Raw genomic sequence first — 16,398 nt, 5'->3', positions numbered from 1 at the left:
CCCGGGACCGGCAGCGCCGGCCCCGGGTTCATGGGGGTGGGTGTCCTACGCCTGGGTACGGCGTCTGCGCATCGCGATCACGACGCCCGCGCCGGCCGCCACCGTCACCGCGGCCGCCGTGCCGAGTGCGGCCACCGGCACATCGGACCCGGTGCTGGCCAGACCGCCCGTGACACCGCCGGTCGTCGAGCCCGCCGTACCGGAGGAGCCGCCGGTCGAACCGCCGCTGGTCGAACCGCCGGACCCCGAGCCGCCGCCCGTCGAGCCGCCCGTGCCGCCGTCGTCCGGCAGTTCGGCGTCGGCCGTGAGGGCCACCGCCAGGTCGACCGGGTCGAGTTCGGTGCCGGCGGTGTAGAAGCCGCCGAACGCCTTCGCGCCGGCCTCGGTGAGGGTGGCCGTCACGTCGTCGGCCGTGATGACGTCCTCCTGCGCGGCCAGGTCCGGCTCGTCCGCCTTCAGGTCGGCCAGGACCACGTCCTCGGTCTTCTCCCCGAGGCTGGTGACGTCGGCGGTGAGTTCGCCCACGCCCTCGTCGAGGGTCACGCGCAGGCCCGTCAGGGTGAGGTCGAGGCCGTAACCGCCGTCCTCGCCCTGGCCCTTGTGGCCCTTGAAGGTCACGGCGCCCTTGAAGTCCGCGGAGAGGGTGTCGGCGTCGGTGTCGTACTCCCCCGTCGCGTCGGTGAACGTGAAGACCCCGTTGTCCGCGGCCTGCGAGGCACCGCCGGACGTGGTGATCCCGCCGTTCGCGACACCGCCCACGACATACGAACGGAAGGACTGCTTCACGCCCCAGCCGAGCGTGCCGTCGGCTATGTCGCCCCGGGCCGGGGCCTCGGAGGGGGAGGCGCTGGTGGAGGGCGACGCGGACTCGGTCGCGGGGGCCGTCGGGGTCGCCGACTCCGTGGCCGTGGCGGTCGCGGTCGGCGTCGAGGTCGGCGACGGGGACTGGGTGGGGGTGGCCGTCGGTGTCGGCGTCGGAGACGGCGAGGTGGTCTTCTGCACCACCGTCAACGGGTCCCCCGCCGCCCCCTCGTACCCCGGGCTGCCGAGGGTGTCCGCGGCCTCCTTGGTCAGCTTGGTCGTCATGTCGGTCATCGTCCGGGTCACGGTGACGTCGGCGAGCGGCACGTCCTGCGTGGTCGTACCGGACTTGGTGACATCGGCGGTGATCTCGGCCGCCGCGCTGTCGAACCGCACGTCGGACAGCGTGATGTCGAAGCCGTGCGCCTGAGAGACGATCCGCACGCTGCCCTTGAAGCCGAGGTCGACGGTGTGGGCGGTGGAGTCGTAGGTGCCGGAGCCGTCGGTGAAGGTGAACGCGCCGTTGCCGGCGGCCTGCGAGGCGCCGTCCGTCGCGGTGAAGGTGCCGGCCGCCATGCCGGTCACATAGGTCCGGTAGGACTGCTTGATGCCCCAGGTCAACTCGTAGCCGCTGAGCGGGACTTCGGCCGCCGAGGCGGTGCCGGCGCCGAGGGTGGCGAGCGCGGTGGCGCCGAGGGTGGCCGCGGTGGCGACGGCGGCGGCCAGGACGACGGGACGGCGTCTGCGGTCGTTGGTGGGCATGGCGGGGGTTCTCCTTGCACTGGGTGGGTGGTCCGCCGCGGCCGATCACGGCCCGGCGGACGGGGCATGGGGGGTCAGTCCGTGTCGGACGTGGGGGCGGGGGCCGCGGCGGCCGGCCGGGTACGGCGCCTGCGTACGGCGACGAACGCGAAGGCGGCCACGACCAGCAGCAGGGACCCGGCCGCGAGGCCGATCGGCAGAGCGGGGACGCCGTCGTCGTCGGAGGTGCTCGCGACGGGTTCGGCGGACGGTTCGGCCGATGTCGGCGACGCGCTGGGCGTGGGGGTGCTGCCGAGGTCGGGCAGGGCGGGCAGTCCGGCGTCGGCGGTGGTGGCGACGGCCAGGGAGACGGGGTCCATCCCGGTGCCCGCCCGGTACATCCCGCCGAAGGCTTTCGTGCCCTCGGCGGTGAGTTTCGCGGGCGCCTCGGTGACCTTCGCCAGGCCGTCCTTCGCCTTCAGTTCATCGGCGGTGAAGGTGACCAGGGGCACCTTGTCGCCGGTGAAGCCGGGCGCCCTCACGTCGGCGTAGAGCGTGCCCTTGCCGTGCTCGACGGTGACGCGGACGCCGCTCAGCCGCAGGTCGAGGCCGTGCGCCCCGGTGAAGCGGACCTCGCCCTTGAACGACGCCTGAAGGCCGCCGTCCTTGAACGTCCCCCGCCCGTCGGGGAACCGGAACAGCGCGCCGCCGTCCTCGGCGCCTGAGGACAGTGCCCACTCGCCCTTGGCGATGTCGCCGGTGACGTACTCGCGGAAGGTGCGGCGCACCCCCCAGTCGACGGCGCCGTCCACCAGCTTGCCGCCCGAAGTCTTCTTCTTCGCCGGGGATTTGGTGGCGCTCGGTGTGGGCGAGGGGGTCGGCTCGGTGGTCCTCGCCGCGACGACGTCCGCCGACAGGCTCACCGGGTCGAGGGCGGTCCCGGCGGTGTAGTACCCGGCGAAGGAGCGGGCGCCCTGGGAGGTGAGCGTGGCGGGGAGGTTGTTGAGCACGACCGCGTCGCCGCCGCCGCGCATGTCGATCCCGCCGAGGGAGAGGGCGGCGAAGGGCACCTGACTGGACGTCGTGACCGTCCCGGTGCCCTTCGCCTTGCTGGTGACGTCCACGTACAGGGTTCCGGTGGAGCCGGAGATGCGGACGGTGGGGCGGCTGAGCGTGAGGTCGAGCTGATAGGCGCCGGCGTCCGTGCGGTGGCCGACGAAATGGACGCCGCCGGAGAAGGAGGCCCGGAAGGCGCCCGTGTCGCCGTCGTACGTCCCCGCCGCCGAGTGGAAGCGGAAGCCGCCGCTGCCCACGGTCGCCGCGCCGCCGGTCAGGGAGTAACTCCCCTTCGCGATGGGCCCGGTGACATAGCTCTGGAAGGAGGATTTGACGCCCCAGTCGAGCCGGCCGCCCTGCACGGCCCTGCTCGCCGCGTGGGCGGCGGTCGCCGGGAGCAGGGCGCCGAGCACGGCCGCGCAGAGCACAGCGACCAGGGCACGTGGGTGGGCAGACATGAGAGGTCCTCCGAGACGACGGACACGACGACCGGTAGCGAACGAAGGTAAGGCTAACCTAAGCTTTGCCTGGCTGGAACGGCAGTGGACCGAGAGGAACGGACGGGACCGTGCGACGTTTGCGCACACGACTTACGGGCGCGCTGCTGGCGGTGCTCGCCCTCACGACGGCCGGCTGCGGGGGCGCGAGCCCCGCGGGGACCGGCGCGCAGAGCACCGGCGCGAAGGCCGACGCCAACCGGGTCGAGCCGCTCGCCGGCAAACCGGACCCCGACCTCCCGGTCACCGTCCGCTCCGCCGACGGCGGGAAGGTGACCGTCGGGAAGGCGGACCGCGTGGTCCCGCTCTCCGGCAGCCTCGGCGAACTCGTCTTCACGCTCGGGCTCGGCGACCGCGTGGTCGCGCGGGACATCACCGCCACCTTCGCGCAGGCGGCGAAACTGCCCGTCGTGACCCGGGGCCATGACGTCTCGGCGGAGAGCGTGCTGTCGCTCAGGCCGGACCTGGTGCTCGCCGAGACCACGACAGGCCCCGCCGAGGCCATGGACCAGATCCGCGCCGCGGGCATCCCCGTCCTGGTGGTCGCCCCGGCCCGGGGACTCGACGACGTGGACCCACGCATCGAGGCCGTCGCCGCCGCGCTCGGGGTGCCCGCTGCAGGCAAGGCGCTGACCGATCGGACGGAGCGACGGATCGCCGCTGTGCGAAAGGACGTTCCGCGCGAAAAGGAAAAGCCGCGGGTCGCCTTCCTCTATCTGCGCGGCTCCGCCTCCGTCTATCTCATCGGCGGCAAGGGCTCCGGTGCCACCTCCCTCATCGAGGCGGCCGGAGGGGTCGACGCCGGGGCCGAGTCGGGCCTCGCGAAGGACTTCACCACCATCACCAGCGAGGCCCTGGTCAAGGCGGCACCGGACGCGATCCTCGTGATGAGCAAGGGACTCGAGTCGGTCGGCGGCGTCGACGGGCTGGTGAAGATCCCGGGCATCGCTCAGACGCCGGCCGGCGCGGACCGCCGGATCGTCTCGATCGAGGACGGTGCGCTGCTGAGCTACGGGCCGCGCACCGACCAGGTGCTGAAGTCGGTCGTGGCGCAGCTGTACGAGGGGGACGCGGCATGACCGTACTGGAGAAGGCCGCGCCGTCCGAGGCCGTGGCGGGGACGCCGCCGCGCCGACGGCACACCGCGGCCTGGCTGCTGACCGTCGGGATGGGCCTCGGGCTGCTCGTCCTCGTCCCGGTCGCCGCCGGGATCGGCGCGTATCCGATCCCGGTCGGGGACGTCCTCGCCTCCATCCAGCACAAAGCGGGCCTCGGCGGGGGCGAGTTGGACCGGGTCGCCGAGTCGGTGCTGTGGAACGTGCGCTTCCCGCGGATCGTGCTCGCGCTGCTCATCGGGGCGTCGCTGGGGTGTGCCGGGACGCTGATGCAGGGCGTGTTCGGGAACCCGCTGGCCGAGCCGGCGACGATCGGGGTCTCCCTGGGGGCGGCGGTCGGGGCGGTCGCCGCGATCTCGCTCGGGCTGACCTTCCTCGGCAACTGGACGCTGCCCGCGATGGCGTTCGTCTCCGGGCTCGGCACCGTGCTGCTCGTGTACGCGATGTCCCGTTCGGGCGGGCGTACGGAGGTCGTGACCCTGATCCTGATGGGGATCGCGGTCAACGCGTTCGCGGGGGCGCTGATCGGTCTGTTCATCTTCCTCGCGGACACCGCGGCGGTGAACCAGATCACGTTCTGGCAGCTCGGCTCTCTCGCGCAGTCCACGTGGCCGAAGGTGACGGCGGTCCTGCCGTGCGCGGTCGTGGGGCTGTTGGTGGCGCCGCTGTACGCGCGCCGGCTGGACCTGCTCGCGCTGGGCGACCGGCCCGCCCGGCATCTGGGGGTGGACGTGGAGCGGATGCGGGTCGCGCTGATCCTGGTGGTCGCGCTGCTGACGGCCGCGGCGGTCAGTGTCTCCGGCGTCATCGGGTTCATCGGGCTCGTCGTGCCGCACCTGCTGCGGATGGCCGCGGGGCCGGGGCATCGGTTCCTCGTTCCGGGCAGTGCGCTGGGCGGGGCGGTGGTGCTGCTCGGGGCGGATCTCGCCGCGCGGACGGTGGCGGCGCCGGCGGAACTGCCGCTCGGTGTGCTCACGGCCCTGCTGGGCAGCCCGTTCTTCTTCTGGCTGCTGCGGCGGACTCGGCGGCGGCAAGGGGGGTGGGCGTAGGGGTTGTGGGCCGGGTGTGGGTGAGTGTGGGCATGTGGGTCGCGGGCCGGCTGCGGGCCGGTGGGGGCACGTGGGTCGCGGGCCGGCTGCGGGCCGGTGGGGGCCGGTCGCGCAGTTCCCCGCGCCCCTCAAGGACGTTGCCCCGGCCCGGCGCCGACACCAACCGTCCGCCAGAGACTCCGGCTCGCCTCTCCCGCCACCGAACCGGCCCTGCCACCGATCACCCGCACCACCCCCTTCCGCCGCAACGGCGCGCAACCCCCACGGCCTCTCCGGCGGTGCCGAACCGCCCCCGACCAACCCTGCAGGGAGCTTGTGCATGAGACTTCTCCGGCCCCGGCCCGCGTACCCCACTCCCGCCGAACCCGGTGACACCCTTGCCGAGGCGGTGGGTCTTCGTGTTCGGCTCGGAACCCGTGAGGTGTTGTGCGGGGTGTCCGTCGCCGTCCGGGCCGGTGAAGTGCTCGCGCTCGTCGGACCCAACGGGGCCGGGAAGTCGACGCTGCTGGGCGCGCTCGCCGCGGATCTGCCGGCCGCCGAGGGGGTCGTACGGATTCACGGGCGGCAGGCGACCGAGTGGACCGCGCCGGAACTCGCCCTGCGCCGGGCGGTGCTGCCGCAGTCGGCGACCCTCTCGTTCCCCTTCACGGTGGAGGACGTCGTGCGGATGGGCCGCGCTCCCCACGCCGCCTCGCCCGCCGAGGACGACCTCGCCGTCGCCGCCGCGATGGCGGCCACCGAGGTGAGCGACTTCGCGGTACGGCCGTTCTCCGCGCTCAGCGGCGGCGAGCGGGCCCGCGTGGCGCTCGCCCGGGTGCTCGCGCAGCGGACCCCGCTGCTGCTGCTCGACGAGCCGACCGCGGCACTGGACCTGAAGCACCAGGAGTTGGTGCTGCGGGTGTGCCGGGAGCGGGCGCGGGCCGGGGACGCGGTGGTGGTCGTACTCCACGACCTGGGGCTCGCGGCCGCGTACGCGCACCGTGTCGCGATCCTGCGCGCCGGACGGGTCGCGGCCGACGGACCGCCCGCCGAGGTGTTCTCCGAGCGGCTCCTTTCGGAGGTCTATGACCAGCCGGTCGAAGTCCTTTCGCATCCTCGGACAGGAGAGCTGCTGGTGACCCCGCGACGGAACCTTTGACCATCCTTTGACTTCTCTATGGGGTCGATTTTGGCCACTTAGGTAATCCTTATCTCCGTTAGGCGAGCCTCACCTTGGTATGTGAGGCCCGTCACGCACTCTTTCCGGCCACCTCATGGAGCCTTCATGCGCACCGTCAGACTCCCCGTCACCACCGCCATCGCCGCCGTGGCGGCTCTGACCGCAGTCACGGGGTGCACCGAGAAGGGGAGCACCGAGGGCGGCGACCGGGTCGTCAACGTGACCTCGACGGACGACAAGTGCGAGGTGTCGAAGAAGGAGTTCCCGGCCGGCCACGTCGAGCTCGCCATCGAGAACAAGGGCTCCAAGGTCACCGAGGTCTACATCCTCTTCCCGGACGACCGCATCGTCACCGAGCGCGAGAACATAGGCCCCGGCACCAAGCAGCGCGTCACCGCCGAGGTGAAGGCGGGCGACTACACGATCGCCTGCAAGCCCGGCATGAAGGGCGACGGCATCCGGCAGACCGTCAAGGCCACCGGCAAGGGCGCCGCCGCCAAGCGGGACCCGCGCCTGGACGAGGCCGTGGCCGCCTATCGCAAGTACGCCCAGGAGCAGGCCGACGAGACCCTGCCGCTCGCCGAGGCGTTCGCGAAGGCGGTCAAGGACGGCGACCTGGAGGCCGCGAAGAAGGCCTACGCCACCTCCCGCATCGGCTGGGAGCGCACCGAGCCGGTCGCCGAGTCCTTCGGCGACATCGACCCGAAGGTCGACGTGCGCGAGGACGGCCTGGAGGACGGCCAGGACCCGGCCACGGACTGGACCGGCTGGCACCGGCTGGAGAAGTCCCTGTGGCAGGACAAGAAGATCGGCGACCGTGAGAAGGAGCTCGCCGACCAGCTCATCACTGACCTGAAGGACTGGCAGAACCGGGTCGGCAAGGCCGAGATCACCCCGACCTCGATGGCCAACGGCGCCAAGGAGCTGCTGGACGAGGTCGCCACCGGCAAGGTCACCGGCGAGGAGGAGCGCTACTCGCACACCGACCTCGTCGACTTCAAGGCCAACGTCGAGGGCGCGGAGAAGGCGTACGCGCTGCTGAAGCCGGTCGCCCAGGAGAACGACCCCGCCCTCGTCACCGAGCTGGACAAGCAGTTCGGCGCGCTGAACACGCTGCTCGACAAGTACCGCGCGGACAAGTCGTCGTACGACTTCACCTCGTACGACAAGGTCACCAAGGCCCAGCAGAAGGAGCTGTCGGACGGCGTCAACGCGCTCGCGGAGCCGCTGTCCAAGCTCGCCGCCGCCGTAGTCGTGAAGTAGGGGCACGGTCATGACGGAACAGACCGAAGGCACTGTCACTCCCTCCCGGCGTTCGCTGATCGGCTGGGGCGGTGCCGGGCTCGCGCTCGGCGCCGTCGCGGCCGGCGGTGCCGTGGCGATGACACGCACCGGTGACGACGTGGATCCGGCCGCCGCCGAGACGGGCGCCGCGATCCCCTTCCACGGCGAGCGGCAGGCGGGCATCGCCACTCCGGTGCAGGACCGGCTGCACTTCGCCGCGTTCGACGTGAAGACCGAGGACCGCGCCGAGTTCGTGCAGATGCTGAAGGACTGGACGGCGGCCGCGCGCCGGATGGCCGCCGGACAGGCCGTCGGCGAGGGCGCGTACGGCGGTCTCGCCGAGGCGCCGCCGGACGACACCGGTGAGGCGCTGGGTCTGAAGCCGTCACGGCTGACGCTCACCATCGGGTTCGGTCCGTCGCTGTTCGAGAAGTTCGATCTCGCCGATCAGCGGCCGGAGGCCCTCGTCGAGCTGCCGCACTTCTCGGGCGACAACCTGGACAAGAACCGCAGCGGCGGCGACCTGTGCGTGCAGGCGTGCGCGGACGACCCGCAGGTCGCCGTGCACGCGATCCGCAACCTGGCGCGCATCGGCTTCGGCAAGGTCGTCATCAAGTGGTCCCAGCTGGGCTTCGGGAAAACCTCCTCGACCACTCCCGAGGAGCAGACCCCGCGCAACCTCATGGGCTTCAAGGACGGCACCCGCAACATCGCGGGCACCGAGACCGACCGGCTGAGGAAGTTCGTGTGGGTCGGCGAGAAGGACGGGCCCGAGTGGATGGCCGGCGGCTCCTACCTCGTCGCCCGGCGCATCCGGATGCACATCGAGACGTGGGACCGCACCTCCCTCCAGGAGCAGGAGGACATCATCGGCCGCGACAAGGGCGAGGGCGCCCCGGTCGGCAAGGCCAAGGAGCGTGACAAGCCGTTCCTGAAGGCGATGCTGCCCGACGCGCACGTCCGGCTCGCGCACCCCGAGTCCAACGAGGGGGCGACGATCCTGCGCCGCGGCTACTCCTTCACCGACGGCACCGACGGCCTCGGCCGGCTGGACGCGGGCCTGTTCTTCCTCGCCTACCAGCGCGACCCGCGCTCCGGGTTCATCCGGATCCAGCGCAACCTGGCCATCGACTCGCTCAACGAGTACATCCAGCACGTGGGTTCGGCGCTGTTCGCCGTCCCGCCGGGCGTCCGCGGCAAGGACGACTGGTGGGGCAGCACGCTGTTCGGCAAGGAGGCGTAGCCCGTGTTCGCCAACTACCTGATCGGACTGCGCGAGGGCCTGGAGGCCAGCCTCGTCGTCTGCATCCTCATCGCCTATCTGGTCAAGACGGACCGCCGGGACGCGCTGAAGCCCGTCTGGACGGGCATCGGCGTGGCCCTCGTTCTCGCGCTCGGCTTCGGCTGCGCGCTCGAATTCGGCTCCCAGGAGCTGACGTTCGAGGCACAGGAGGCCCTCGGCGGCTCCCTGTCGCTCATCGCGGTGGGCCTGGTGACGTGGATGGTGTTCTGGATGCGGCGCACCGCGCGGCACCTGAAGGCCGAGCTGCACGGCAAGCTGGACGCGGCTCTTCAGATGGGCACCGGCGCGCTGGTGGCGACCGCGTTCCTCGCGGTGGGCCGGGAGGGCCTGGAGACTGCCCTGTTCGTGTGGACGTCGGTGCGCGCGGCCGGCGACGGCACCCCGCGCCCGCTGATCGGCGCGGCCCTCGGCATCGCCACCGCGGTCGTCCTCGGCTGGCTGTTCTACCGGGGCGCCCTGCGCATCAACCTCGCCAAGTTCTTCACCTGGACCGGCGGCATGCTGGTCGTCGTGGCGGCGGGTGTGCTGGCGTACGGCTTCCACGACCTCCAGGAGGCGCGCTGGGTGCCGGGCCTGAGCAACAAAGCGTTCGACATCAGCGACACCATCGACCCGTCGAGCTGGTACGGCACCCTGCTGAAGGGCGTGTTCAACTTCCAGCCGGACCCGACCGTCCTCCAGGTCACGGTGTGGCTGCTGTACCTGGTCCCGACGCTCGCGCTGTTCCTCGCCCCGGTAGGGTTCGCCTCCGGGAAGGGGAAGGTGAAGGCACCTGATGAGCAGGGATCGCGGCCCTCGAAGGCTCCGCAGGCTTGACCGGAGGGCACTGATAGCGGCCGGTGCGACCGCTTTGTCGTTGACGGCGAGCGGATGCGTGGTGGTCCACGGGGAGCGGGAGATCCTCCCCTCGGCCACCAAGGCTGAAGCCGAAGAGGCCCTCAAGGAGTTCACCACCGCATACAACAAGGCGGACAAGGCCTACGACAACTCCCTCTACGCCGACCATGTCACCGGCGCGCTGAGCGACATCGACGGGGCTCGGCTGAAGGCGGGCAAGGCGCTGAGCCCCAAGGGCAACGCGGCACACACCCCGCTGGAGTTGTCGGACGCCAGGATCACGATCCCCAAGAAGGCGGGCTGGCCGCGCTGGTTCGTCGCCGACACGGCCGCGAACAAGGGCGGCAGGGCGCGCTGGGTCTTCGTGTTCACCCGCAGCGGCCTGGACGACGCGTGGGAGGCGGCGTATCTGACGCTGATGGCTCCCGGCGACATGCCGAAGTTCAAGACGGACAAGGACGGCTGGGCCGAGGCCGTGCCCGCCAACTCGACCGAACTGGCCGTTCCGCCCGGGGACTTGAGCAAGGACTACGCGGGCTATCTGAAAGACGGCGGCGATACGTTCACACCGGGCCCGCACACCAGCACCTGGCGGGCGGACCGGGACAAGGACGCCAAACGGCCGGGCCTGGTCAGCCAGTTCATCGACAAGCCGCTCACCGACGGCGACTACGCCCCGCTGGCGCTGCGCACCGCGGACGGCGGCGCGCTGGTGTTCTTCACCACCCGCTACTACGAGAAGCGGACGGCGTACGCGGGCACCTCGGTCCCCTCACCGGGCAAGGCGGTGGAGGCGCTGACGGAGGGCGAGATCAAGCAGTCGCTGACGATGGAGTTCGTCTCCAACGAGGTGGCACTGGATCCGAAGGGCTCCGGGAAGGTGGACGTGCTCGGCCGGATCCAGGGACTGACGTCCGCGAAGGGCGAGTGATCCTCGCGCCCGCTCAGTGGCGGCGCAGGGGCCAGGCCGCGGATGCGTGGTCGGGCTCAGCGCCGGCATGGCGGGCGCAGGCGTCGGTGAGGACCTCCAGCACGCTCAGCGGGTCGGGCAGCGGGTGCTCGGGGCCGCGCACCCAGTGCACGGTGCGGTTCTCGCCGGGCAGCTGGGCGGGCGGTACGAGGACGTAGGAGCCGCGGCAGTGCCAGCGCAGTCCCGGGTGCTCGTCCATGGTCTCGGGGTGGCAGTCCAGCTCACAGGGCCACCACTCGTCCTCGTCCTCGGGGGTGCCGCGGGTGGCGGTGAAGAACAGCAGGCGGCCGTCGTCGCTCTCGGCGACGGGTCCGACCTCGATGCCGGCGTCGAGCAGCCGCTCCAGGGCCTCGCGCCCGGCCTCGACGGGGACGTCGAGCACGTCGTGGACCATGCCGGTGGCGGTGATGAAGTTGGCCTGCGGCTGATGCCGGGCCCAGCGCTCGATCTGGCCTCGATCGGTGGTCGACTGCGTCTGCCAGGCGAAGGACACCGGGTGCCTGGCCGGGGTGGGACAGCCGACCCGGTCGCAGGAGCAGCGGAAGCCGGCCGGGTGCGCCGCGGGGGCCAGCGGCAGTCCCGCCGCCGCCGTGGCGAGCAGCATGGCCTCCCGGCCGCCGTCGTCGGCGGTGTCCTTGGGGCGGCGTCCGCGCAGCCACTGGGTGAGTTTGCCCTGCAGTCCGGTCCGGCCGCCCAACTCCGCGCTCATCTATCCCCTCGCCTCGCTGTCGTGCGGAACAGCATGCCTCATGGTCCCACCATCGTGCGCCTCGGGGGGCCGTAGCGGACAACCGGGCCAGGTGGGACGAGGTGTGTGCAGCCCCGCGATCAGGGGTTATGCGCCACTTTGGCAGAATTTGCGGACTTACCCGACTTACCGGGCGCGCGGCGCGAGACCGTGCAGGGCGTAGTCGACGAGGGTGTCCGTGTATTCGTACGAGATCGGGCCCGTGTACTGGAGCCAGCGCTGGGCGAGCGGCGAGACGAAGAGCTCCAGCGCGATGCGCGGGTCGATGTCCGGGCGCACGTCGCCGGCCTCCTGCGCGGCGCGCAGCCGCTCGACGTACAGCTGGAGCGAGGGTTCGAGGAGCTTGGCGACGTACTCCCGGCTGAGCGCCTCGTTGACCAGGCCCTCGGCGGCGAGGGCGCGGGCCGGGGCGGCGAAGCGCGGGTCGGTCATCTGATCGATGGTGGCGCGCAGCACACCCTTCAGATCGGCCGCGAGGTCTCCGGTGTCCGGAATGGCGTACGGCTCCTCCCCGGCGGCCTTCGCGGCCTCCTCCCCGAGATCGAGGAACGCCTCCATCAGCACCTCGGCCTTGGACGACCACCACCGGTAGATCGTCTGCTTGCCGACCCCGGCACGGGCGGCGATGCCCTCGATGGTGGTCCTGGGGTAGCCGACCTCCACGACGAGCGCGAGGGCGGCGTCGTAGATGGCCCGCCGGGACTTCTCACTGCGACGGGTGGAGCTGGGCGCGGGCGCCTCGGACTTGGGGGCGGACTTCTGGGCTGCCATGACTCGAATTTATCAGGTTGACAAGACGGAGCGTCTCGCCGGACTCTGGGAGGGCTCCATCTTGCGAGACGATACGTCTCGTTTAATCTCTGATCCCGAAAGGAGCCTCGCATGTCCCGAGGCGGAAACATGCTCGGAGTCGGCGGCACGCGCCGGAACCTCGGCCGCAAGGCCCTGCGCGGCGGCGGACGGGACGGCAGGATCGGCGGCGGCCTCGACCCTCAGGCCCAGAAACGGGAGCTGCTGCGCAAGCTCCAGGAGAGGCGGGCGGAAGCGGGGACGCAGGACGAGGAGACGTCCTAGCCGGGTACCGCCGGGGGCGTCACGGCGCCTCCGGCGGCCAGGGGTCGCCCCATTCCGTGTCGCGAGCCGCCTTGTAGAGGTCGCCGTGCCGCTTGGTGATCGTCGTGCGGCGCAGGGACGGGTCGGTCTCGCAGAGGTCGAGGAGGACCTGGCCCTTGCGGATCTGGGGTTTGCGGACGACCCGGGCGGGGGCCGGGGTGGCGGGGAGGCGGGTGGCGGCGACGTAGCTGAACTTCTCGTCCTCGTAGGCGAGGGAGCCGCCCTTGATGCGGCGGTGCAGGGAGGAGCGGCTGACCCTCGCCGAGAAGTGGCACCAGTCGGTGCCGGGGACGATGGGGCAGGCGGCGCTGTGCGGGCAGGGGGCGGCGATGCGGAAGCCGGCGGCGATGAGGCGGTCGCGGGCCTCGATCACGCGGGTGTAGCCGTCGGGGGTGCCCGGTTCGACGATCACCACGGTCCGGGCCGCGGACGCGACGGTGTCGAGGAGGGTGGCGCGGTCCCGGGCGGTGAGTTCGTTGAGGACGTAGGAGACGGTGACCAGGTCCGTGGGGTCCAGGGTGAGCGTCGAGTCGATGCGGGCGCGCTGCCAACGGGCCTTGTCCAGCGTCGGGTCGGCCGCCGCGATCTCCCGGCCGATGGCCAGGGCGGGCTCGGCCCAGTCCAGCACGGTGACGTCGCGCTCGCCCGGCCAGGTGGTGGAGACGGCCCAGGTCGCCGCGCCGGTGCCGCCGCCCACGTCGGTGTGGGTCGCAGGGGTCCAGTCCGGGACGGTCCGGGCGAACGCCTCCAGTGCGGAGTGGACCGCCTCGAAGGTGGCCGGCATGCGGTAGGCGGCGTAGGCCGCCACGTCCGCGCGGTCGCGCAGGATCGGGGCGTCGGTGGGTGTGGCGCCCCGGTAGTTGGCGATCAGGCGCTCGACGGCCTGGGCGGCCTGGCGGGGCGGGAGGTCGTCGAGGAGGGTGGCGAGTGCGATGCGCAGGGTCTCGGCCGACGGGGGGACGGGGGCGTTCACCCGGCGATTCTATGAGGGCGGGTGCGGTGGTCGGGGACCCGGTTTCCCTCGCCCCCGCCGCCCCTACCCGTCCCATCCTTCTGGGGCTCCGCCCCAGACCCCGCTCCTCAAACGCCGGAGGGGCTGACATACCCAGCCCGTCCGGCGTTTGAGGACGAGGCCGTTCAGGCCGAAGCGGGGGTCCGGGGGCGGCAGCCCCCTGGGACGGGACGGGTAGGGGCGGCGGGGGCGAGGAAGGTTGTCAGCGGCCCCGTACCGCCCGAGCCACCCGTGTCCCCGCCCGTGCCCTCGGGCGGCTGTCCGCATCCCGGCGTCGTGGGTGGACCGTGTTCGCCAGCAGGATCAGGAACGTGTCCGTGGTGGGGTCCAGTACCAGGGACGTCCCCGTGAAGCCCGTGTGCCCGGCCGCTCCCCGGCCCGCCAGTTCCCCCATGAACCAGTGCTGGTCGACGGCGAAGCCGAAGCCGGGTGAGGTGAGGAGGAGTTCCACGAAGTCGGGGCCCAGGACCCGGGCGGGGCCGTACGCGCCGCCCGACAGCAGGGCGCGGCAGAACACCGCGAGGTCGCGCCCGGTGGAGAACAGGCCCGCGTGGCCGGCGACGCCGCCCAGCGCCCACGCGTTCTCGTCGTGGACGACCCCCCGCAGCATGCCCCGGTCCGCCTTGGCCCAGGGCCGGCGCTGGTCCTCGGTCGCCGCCGCACCGGGGCAGGGGCCGAAGTGGGTCGCGGTCATGCCCAGCGGACGCGTGATGCAGTCGTGGATCAGGACGTCGAGGCCGCGGCCGGTGATGCGTTCCAGGACGTGCTGGAGCAGCAGCATGTTCAGGTCGGAGTAGCAGTACGTGCCGGGGACACCGACCGGCGCCTCCGCGCGTAGCATCTCCAGCCGCTCCGCGTCGTCCGCGCAGTCGTACAGCGGGAGTTCGGGCCGCAGCCCGGAGGTGTGCGTGAGCAGCTGGCGCACCGTGATGTCGTGGTACGCCGCCGCCCGGAAGTCCGGCAGATACGCCCCGACCCGCGCGTCGATGCCCAGCGTGCCCCGCTCGATCTGCTGCACCGCCGCGACCGAGGTGAACAGCTTGGTGAGGGAGGCCAGGTCGAAGGCGGTGCTGGTGGTCATCGGGACGCGGGAGTCGGGCGGGAGTTCCCTGCCCGAGTCCCTCTCCTCGTCGTAGGAGGCGTACCGCACGGCCCAGCCCATCGCCTCCTCGACGGCCAGGTACGGCCCCCGCCCCACGATCAGCACCGCTCCGGCCGCCCAGGGACGGGTGCCGGTGGTGAGGTCGTGGACCTCGCGGACGAGATGTCGGATCTCCTCGGGGTCGAGTCCGGCCCTTTCCGGCGTGTCCCCGCGCAGTCTCGGCGCGCTCAGCTCCCCGCTCCCTCCGCGACCGCGCGGCCATCCGCACGTCTGTTCCAAGGACGGCACATTCCCATGAAGCAGGCCAGCGCCACCAGTGCTGCGGCCAGTTGGACGACGGCCATCGGGACGGCCGTGTCCTCGCCGGCGATGCCCACGAGGGGCGATGCGACGGCGCCGATGAGGAAGGAGGAGGTGCCGAGGAGCGCGGAGGCGGACCCGGCGGCGTGCTTGGTGCGCTGGAGGGCGAGGGCCTGGGTGTTGGGGAGCGTGATGCCCATCGCGGACATCAGCACGAACAGCGCGGCGGCCACCGGCACCAGTCCGACCTCGCCGAACACGCCCAGGGACATCAGCAGCAGCGCGGTCGCGGCGAGGATGACGATCCCCAGGCCCACGCCCAGCACCCGGTCCAGGCCGACCCGTCCGACGAGCACCTTGCCGTTGATCTGGCCGACGGCCACAAGGCCGACGGAGTTGAGCCCGAACAGCAGGCTGAAGGTCTGCGGGGAGGCGCCGTGGATCTCCTGGATCACGAAGGGGGACGCCGCGATGTAGGCGAAGAGGGCCGCGAAGGCGAAGCCTCCCGTCAGCGTGTATCCGGCGAACGCGCCGTCGGAGAGGAGACCGCGCATGGCGCGCAGCGCCTCGCCCACCCCGCCGGCGTGCCGGTCCTCGGCCGCGAGGGTCTCGGGGAGCCTGCGCCAGACGAGGCAGGTCAGCAGCACCCCGACGACCGTCAGTACGACGAACACGCCGCGCCAGTCCGTCACCCGCAGGATCTGCCCGCCGATGAGCGGCGCCACGATCGGCGCGACCCCGGAGATCAGCATCAGGGTCGAGAAGAAGCGGGCCATGGCCAGGCCGTCGTAGAGGTCGCGCACGACGGCCCGTGCGATCACGATCGCCGCGGCGCCCGCGAGTCCCTGCGCCAGCCGGAAGGCGACGAGGGACTCGACGGTGGGTGCGAGGGCGCACAGCGCGGTGGCCACGACGTAGACCACGAGGCCCGCCAGCAGCGGGCGTCTGCGGCCCCAGCGGTCGCTCATCGGGCCGACCACCAGCTGCCCGAGCGCCATGCCGGCGAGGCAGGCGGTGAGGGTGAGCTGGACGGTCGCGGCGGGCGCGTGCAGGGAACCGGTGACCTCGGGCAGCGCCGGGAGGTACATGTCCATCGCCAGCGGGGGCGTGGCCGTCAGCCCGCCGAGGATGAAGGTGACGAGGAGCCCGGTGGTGCGCAGGGTACGGGCAGGCGGTCGGTCCGTCCTCGATACCGCCGGCTGCGAGACGTCCGGTATCGGCCCCCCACGGTCGCCCATGCGCCCCTCCCTCTCCGAGTGATCCGCCCTCTATGCTCTCAGCTCGTACACAGTGCCTGGGGACACATGAGCG

At 72.1% G+C, this 16,398-nt stretch carries 15 protein-coding genes; 8 read left to right on the top strand and 7 right to left on the bottom strand.

All coding sequences use genetic code 11. From position 1 onward, the window contains the following. Positions 1 to 45: 45 nt before the first annotated feature. Both CP983_RS30945 and CP983_RS30940 read right to left on the bottom strand, forming a co-directional pair. The gene (locus tag CP983_RS30945; RefSeq protein WP_150503240.1) at positions 46 to 1,563 is read right to left on the bottom strand and encodes an HtaA domain-containing protein; all 1,518 of its coding nucleotides are present in this window, start codon (positions 1,561 to 1,563) and stop codon (positions 46 to 48) included. Positions 1,564 to 1,637: 74 nt separating this feature from the next. Next, positions 1,638 to 3,056 carry an HtaA domain-containing protein gene (locus tag CP983_RS30940; RefSeq protein ID WP_150503238.1) on the bottom strand — a complete coding sequence of 473 codons (1,419 nt, stop codon included), beginning with the start codon at positions 3,054 to 3,056 and terminating at the stop codon, positions 1,638 to 1,640. A 110-nt stretch (positions 3,057 to 3,166) separates the two neighbouring features. On the opposite strand from CP983_RS30940, the gene CP983_RS30935 reads away from it, so the two are divergent. The 7 genes from CP983_RS30935 to CP983_RS30905 all read left to right on the top strand — a co-directional run bounded on the left by CP983_RS30935 (position 3,167) and on the right by CP983_RS30905 (position 10,773). Then, the gene (locus CP983_RS30935; protein ID WP_150503236.1) at positions 3,167 to 4,174 is read left to right on the top strand and encodes a heme/hemin ABC transporter substrate-binding protein; all 1,008 of its coding nucleotides are present in this window, start codon (positions 3,167 to 3,169) and stop codon (positions 4,172 to 4,174) included. Then, positions 4,171 to 5,259, top strand: a complete 1,089-nt coding sequence (locus CP983_RS30930) for a FecCD family ABC transporter permease (protein ID WP_150503234.1) — start codon at positions 4,171 to 4,173, stop codon at positions 5,257 to 5,259. The genes CP983_RS30935 and CP983_RS30930 overlap by 4 nt, the downstream gene beginning before the upstream one ends. A gap of 319 nt (positions 5,260 to 5,578) precedes the next feature. After that, positions 5,579 to 6,397, top strand: coding sequence for a heme ABC transporter ATP-binding protein (locus CP983_RS30925; protein ID WP_150503233.1), 819 nt, complete (start codon positions 5,579 to 5,581; stop codon positions 6,395 to 6,397). Between the two features lie 126 nt (positions 6,398 to 6,523). Then, the gene (gene efeO / locus CP983_RS30920) at positions 6,524 to 7,681 is read left to right on the top strand and encodes an iron uptake system protein EfeO (RefSeq protein ID WP_150503231.1); all 1,158 of its coding nucleotides are present in this window, start codon (positions 6,524 to 6,526) and stop codon (positions 7,679 to 7,681) included. A gap of 10 nt (positions 7,682 to 7,691) precedes the next feature. Next, on the top strand, positions 7,692 to 8,945 hold the full coding sequence (efeB, locus tag CP983_RS30915; RefSeq protein ID WP_150503229.1) for an iron uptake transporter deferrochelatase/peroxidase subunit: 1,254 nt from the start codon (positions 7,692 to 7,694) through the stop codon (positions 8,943 to 8,945). A gap of 3 nt (positions 8,946 to 8,948) precedes the next feature. Continuing rightward, positions 8,949 to 9,821: an iron uptake transporter permease EfeU gene (efeU, locus tag CP983_RS30910; RefSeq protein WP_150503227.1), complete on the top strand. Its 873-nt coding sequence runs from the start codon at positions 8,949 to 8,951 to the stop codon at positions 9,819 to 9,821. After that, positions 9,781 to 10,773 (top strand): SCO2278 family lipoprotein, encoded by a 993-nt coding sequence (locus tag CP983_RS30905; RefSeq protein ID WP_150503225.1) that lies wholly within the window; start codon positions 9,781 to 9,783, stop codon positions 10,771 to 10,773. The genes efeU and CP983_RS30905 overlap by 41 nt, the downstream gene beginning before the upstream one ends. A gap of 13 nt (positions 10,774 to 10,786) precedes the next feature. Here CP983_RS30905 and CP983_RS30900 read toward each other — a convergent pair whose 3' ends face one another. Next, positions 10,787 to 11,521, bottom strand: a complete 735-nt coding sequence (locus tag CP983_RS30900; protein WP_150503223.1) for a bifunctional DNA primase/polymerase — start codon at positions 11,519 to 11,521, stop codon at positions 10,787 to 10,789. Between the two features lie 165 nt (positions 11,522 to 11,686). After that, positions 11,687 to 12,331, bottom strand: coding sequence for a TetR/AcrR family transcriptional regulator (locus CP983_RS30895; protein WP_150503221.1), 645 nt, complete (start codon positions 12,329 to 12,331; stop codon positions 11,687 to 11,689). 111 nt (positions 12,332 to 12,442) lie between these two features. Between CP983_RS30895 and CP983_RS30890 the strand changes: the two genes are divergently transcribed. Further along, positions 12,443 to 12,634, top strand: a complete 192-nt coding sequence (locus tag CP983_RS30890; RefSeq protein WP_150503219.1) for a DUF6243 family protein — start codon at positions 12,443 to 12,445, stop codon at positions 12,632 to 12,634. A 19-nt stretch (positions 12,635 to 12,653) separates the two neighbouring features. Here the strand turns inward: CP983_RS30890 and CP983_RS30885 are convergent, their stop codons facing one another. The 3 genes from CP983_RS30885 to CP983_RS30875 form a co-directional block, all read right to left on the bottom strand. Continuing rightward, entirely contained in the window at positions 12,654 to 13,646 is a 993-nt protein-coding gene (locus CP983_RS30885; RefSeq protein ID WP_150503217.1) for a small ribosomal subunit Rsm22 family protein, read from the bottom strand. A gap of 241 nt (positions 13,647 to 13,887) precedes the next feature. Continuing rightward, a complete protein-coding gene (locus CP983_RS30880) occupies positions 13,888 to 15,075 on the bottom strand; it encodes a serine hydrolase domain-containing protein (RefSeq protein WP_150503215.1) in 1,188 nt (395 codons plus the stop codon). Then, entirely contained in the window at positions 15,015 to 16,325 is a 1,311-nt protein-coding gene (locus tag CP983_RS30875; protein ID WP_150503213.1) for a multidrug effflux MFS transporter, read from the bottom strand. The genes CP983_RS30880 and CP983_RS30875 overlap by 61 nt, the downstream gene beginning before the upstream one ends. Positions 16,326 to 16,398: the final 73 nt, after the last annotated feature.

The organism is Streptomyces chartreusis, assembly GCF_008704715.1.
GTDB lineage: Bacteria > Actinomycetota > Actinomycetes > Streptomycetales > Streptomycetaceae > Streptomyces > Streptomyces chartreusis.
This window is presented reverse-complemented; position numbering and strand designations above follow the sequence as displayed.

Bases quoted from the DNA above. Each gene is read 5' to 3' on its own strand.
- CP983_RS30905 (WP_150503225.1), top strand. From the start codon at position 9,781: ATGAGCAGGGATCGCGGCCCTCGAAGGCTCCGCAGGCTTGACCGGAGG.
- efeB (WP_150503229.1), top strand. From the start codon at position 7,692: ATGACGGAACAGACCGAAGGCACTGTCACTCCCTCCCGGCGTTCGCTG.
- CP983_RS30875 (WP_150503213.1), bottom strand. From the start codon at position 16,325: ATGGGCGACCGTGGGGGGCCGATACCGGACGTCTCGCAGCCGGCGGTA.
- CP983_RS30925 (WP_150503233.1), top strand. From the start codon at position 5,579: ATGAGACTTCTCCGGCCCCGGCCCGCGTACCCCACTCCCGCCGAACCC.
- CP983_RS30890 (WP_150503219.1), top strand. From the start codon at position 12,443: ATGTCCCGAGGCGGAAACATGCTCGGAGTCGGCGGCACGCGCCGGAAC.
- CP983_RS30900 (WP_150503223.1), bottom strand. From the start codon at position 11,521: ATGAGCGCGGAGTTGGGCGGCCGGACCGGACTGCAGGGCAAACTCACC.
- CP983_RS30940 (WP_150503238.1), bottom strand. From the start codon at position 3,056: ATGTCTGCCCACCCACGTGCCCTGGTCGCTGTGCTCTGCGCGGCCGTG.
- CP983_RS30895 (WP_150503221.1), bottom strand. From the start codon at position 12,331: ATGGCAGCCCAGAAGTCCGCCCCCAAGTCCGAGGCGCCCGCGCCCAGC.
- CP983_RS30930 (WP_150503234.1), top strand. From the start codon at position 4,171: ATGACCGTACTGGAGAAGGCCGCGCCGTCCGAGGCCGTGGCGGGGACG.
- efeO (WP_150503231.1), top strand. From the start codon at position 6,524: ATGCGCACCGTCAGACTCCCCGTCACCACCGCCATCGCCGCCGTGGCG.
- CP983_RS30945 (WP_150503240.1), bottom strand. From the start codon at position 1,563: ATGCCCACCAACGACCGCAGACGCCGTCCCGTCGTCCTGGCCGCCGCC.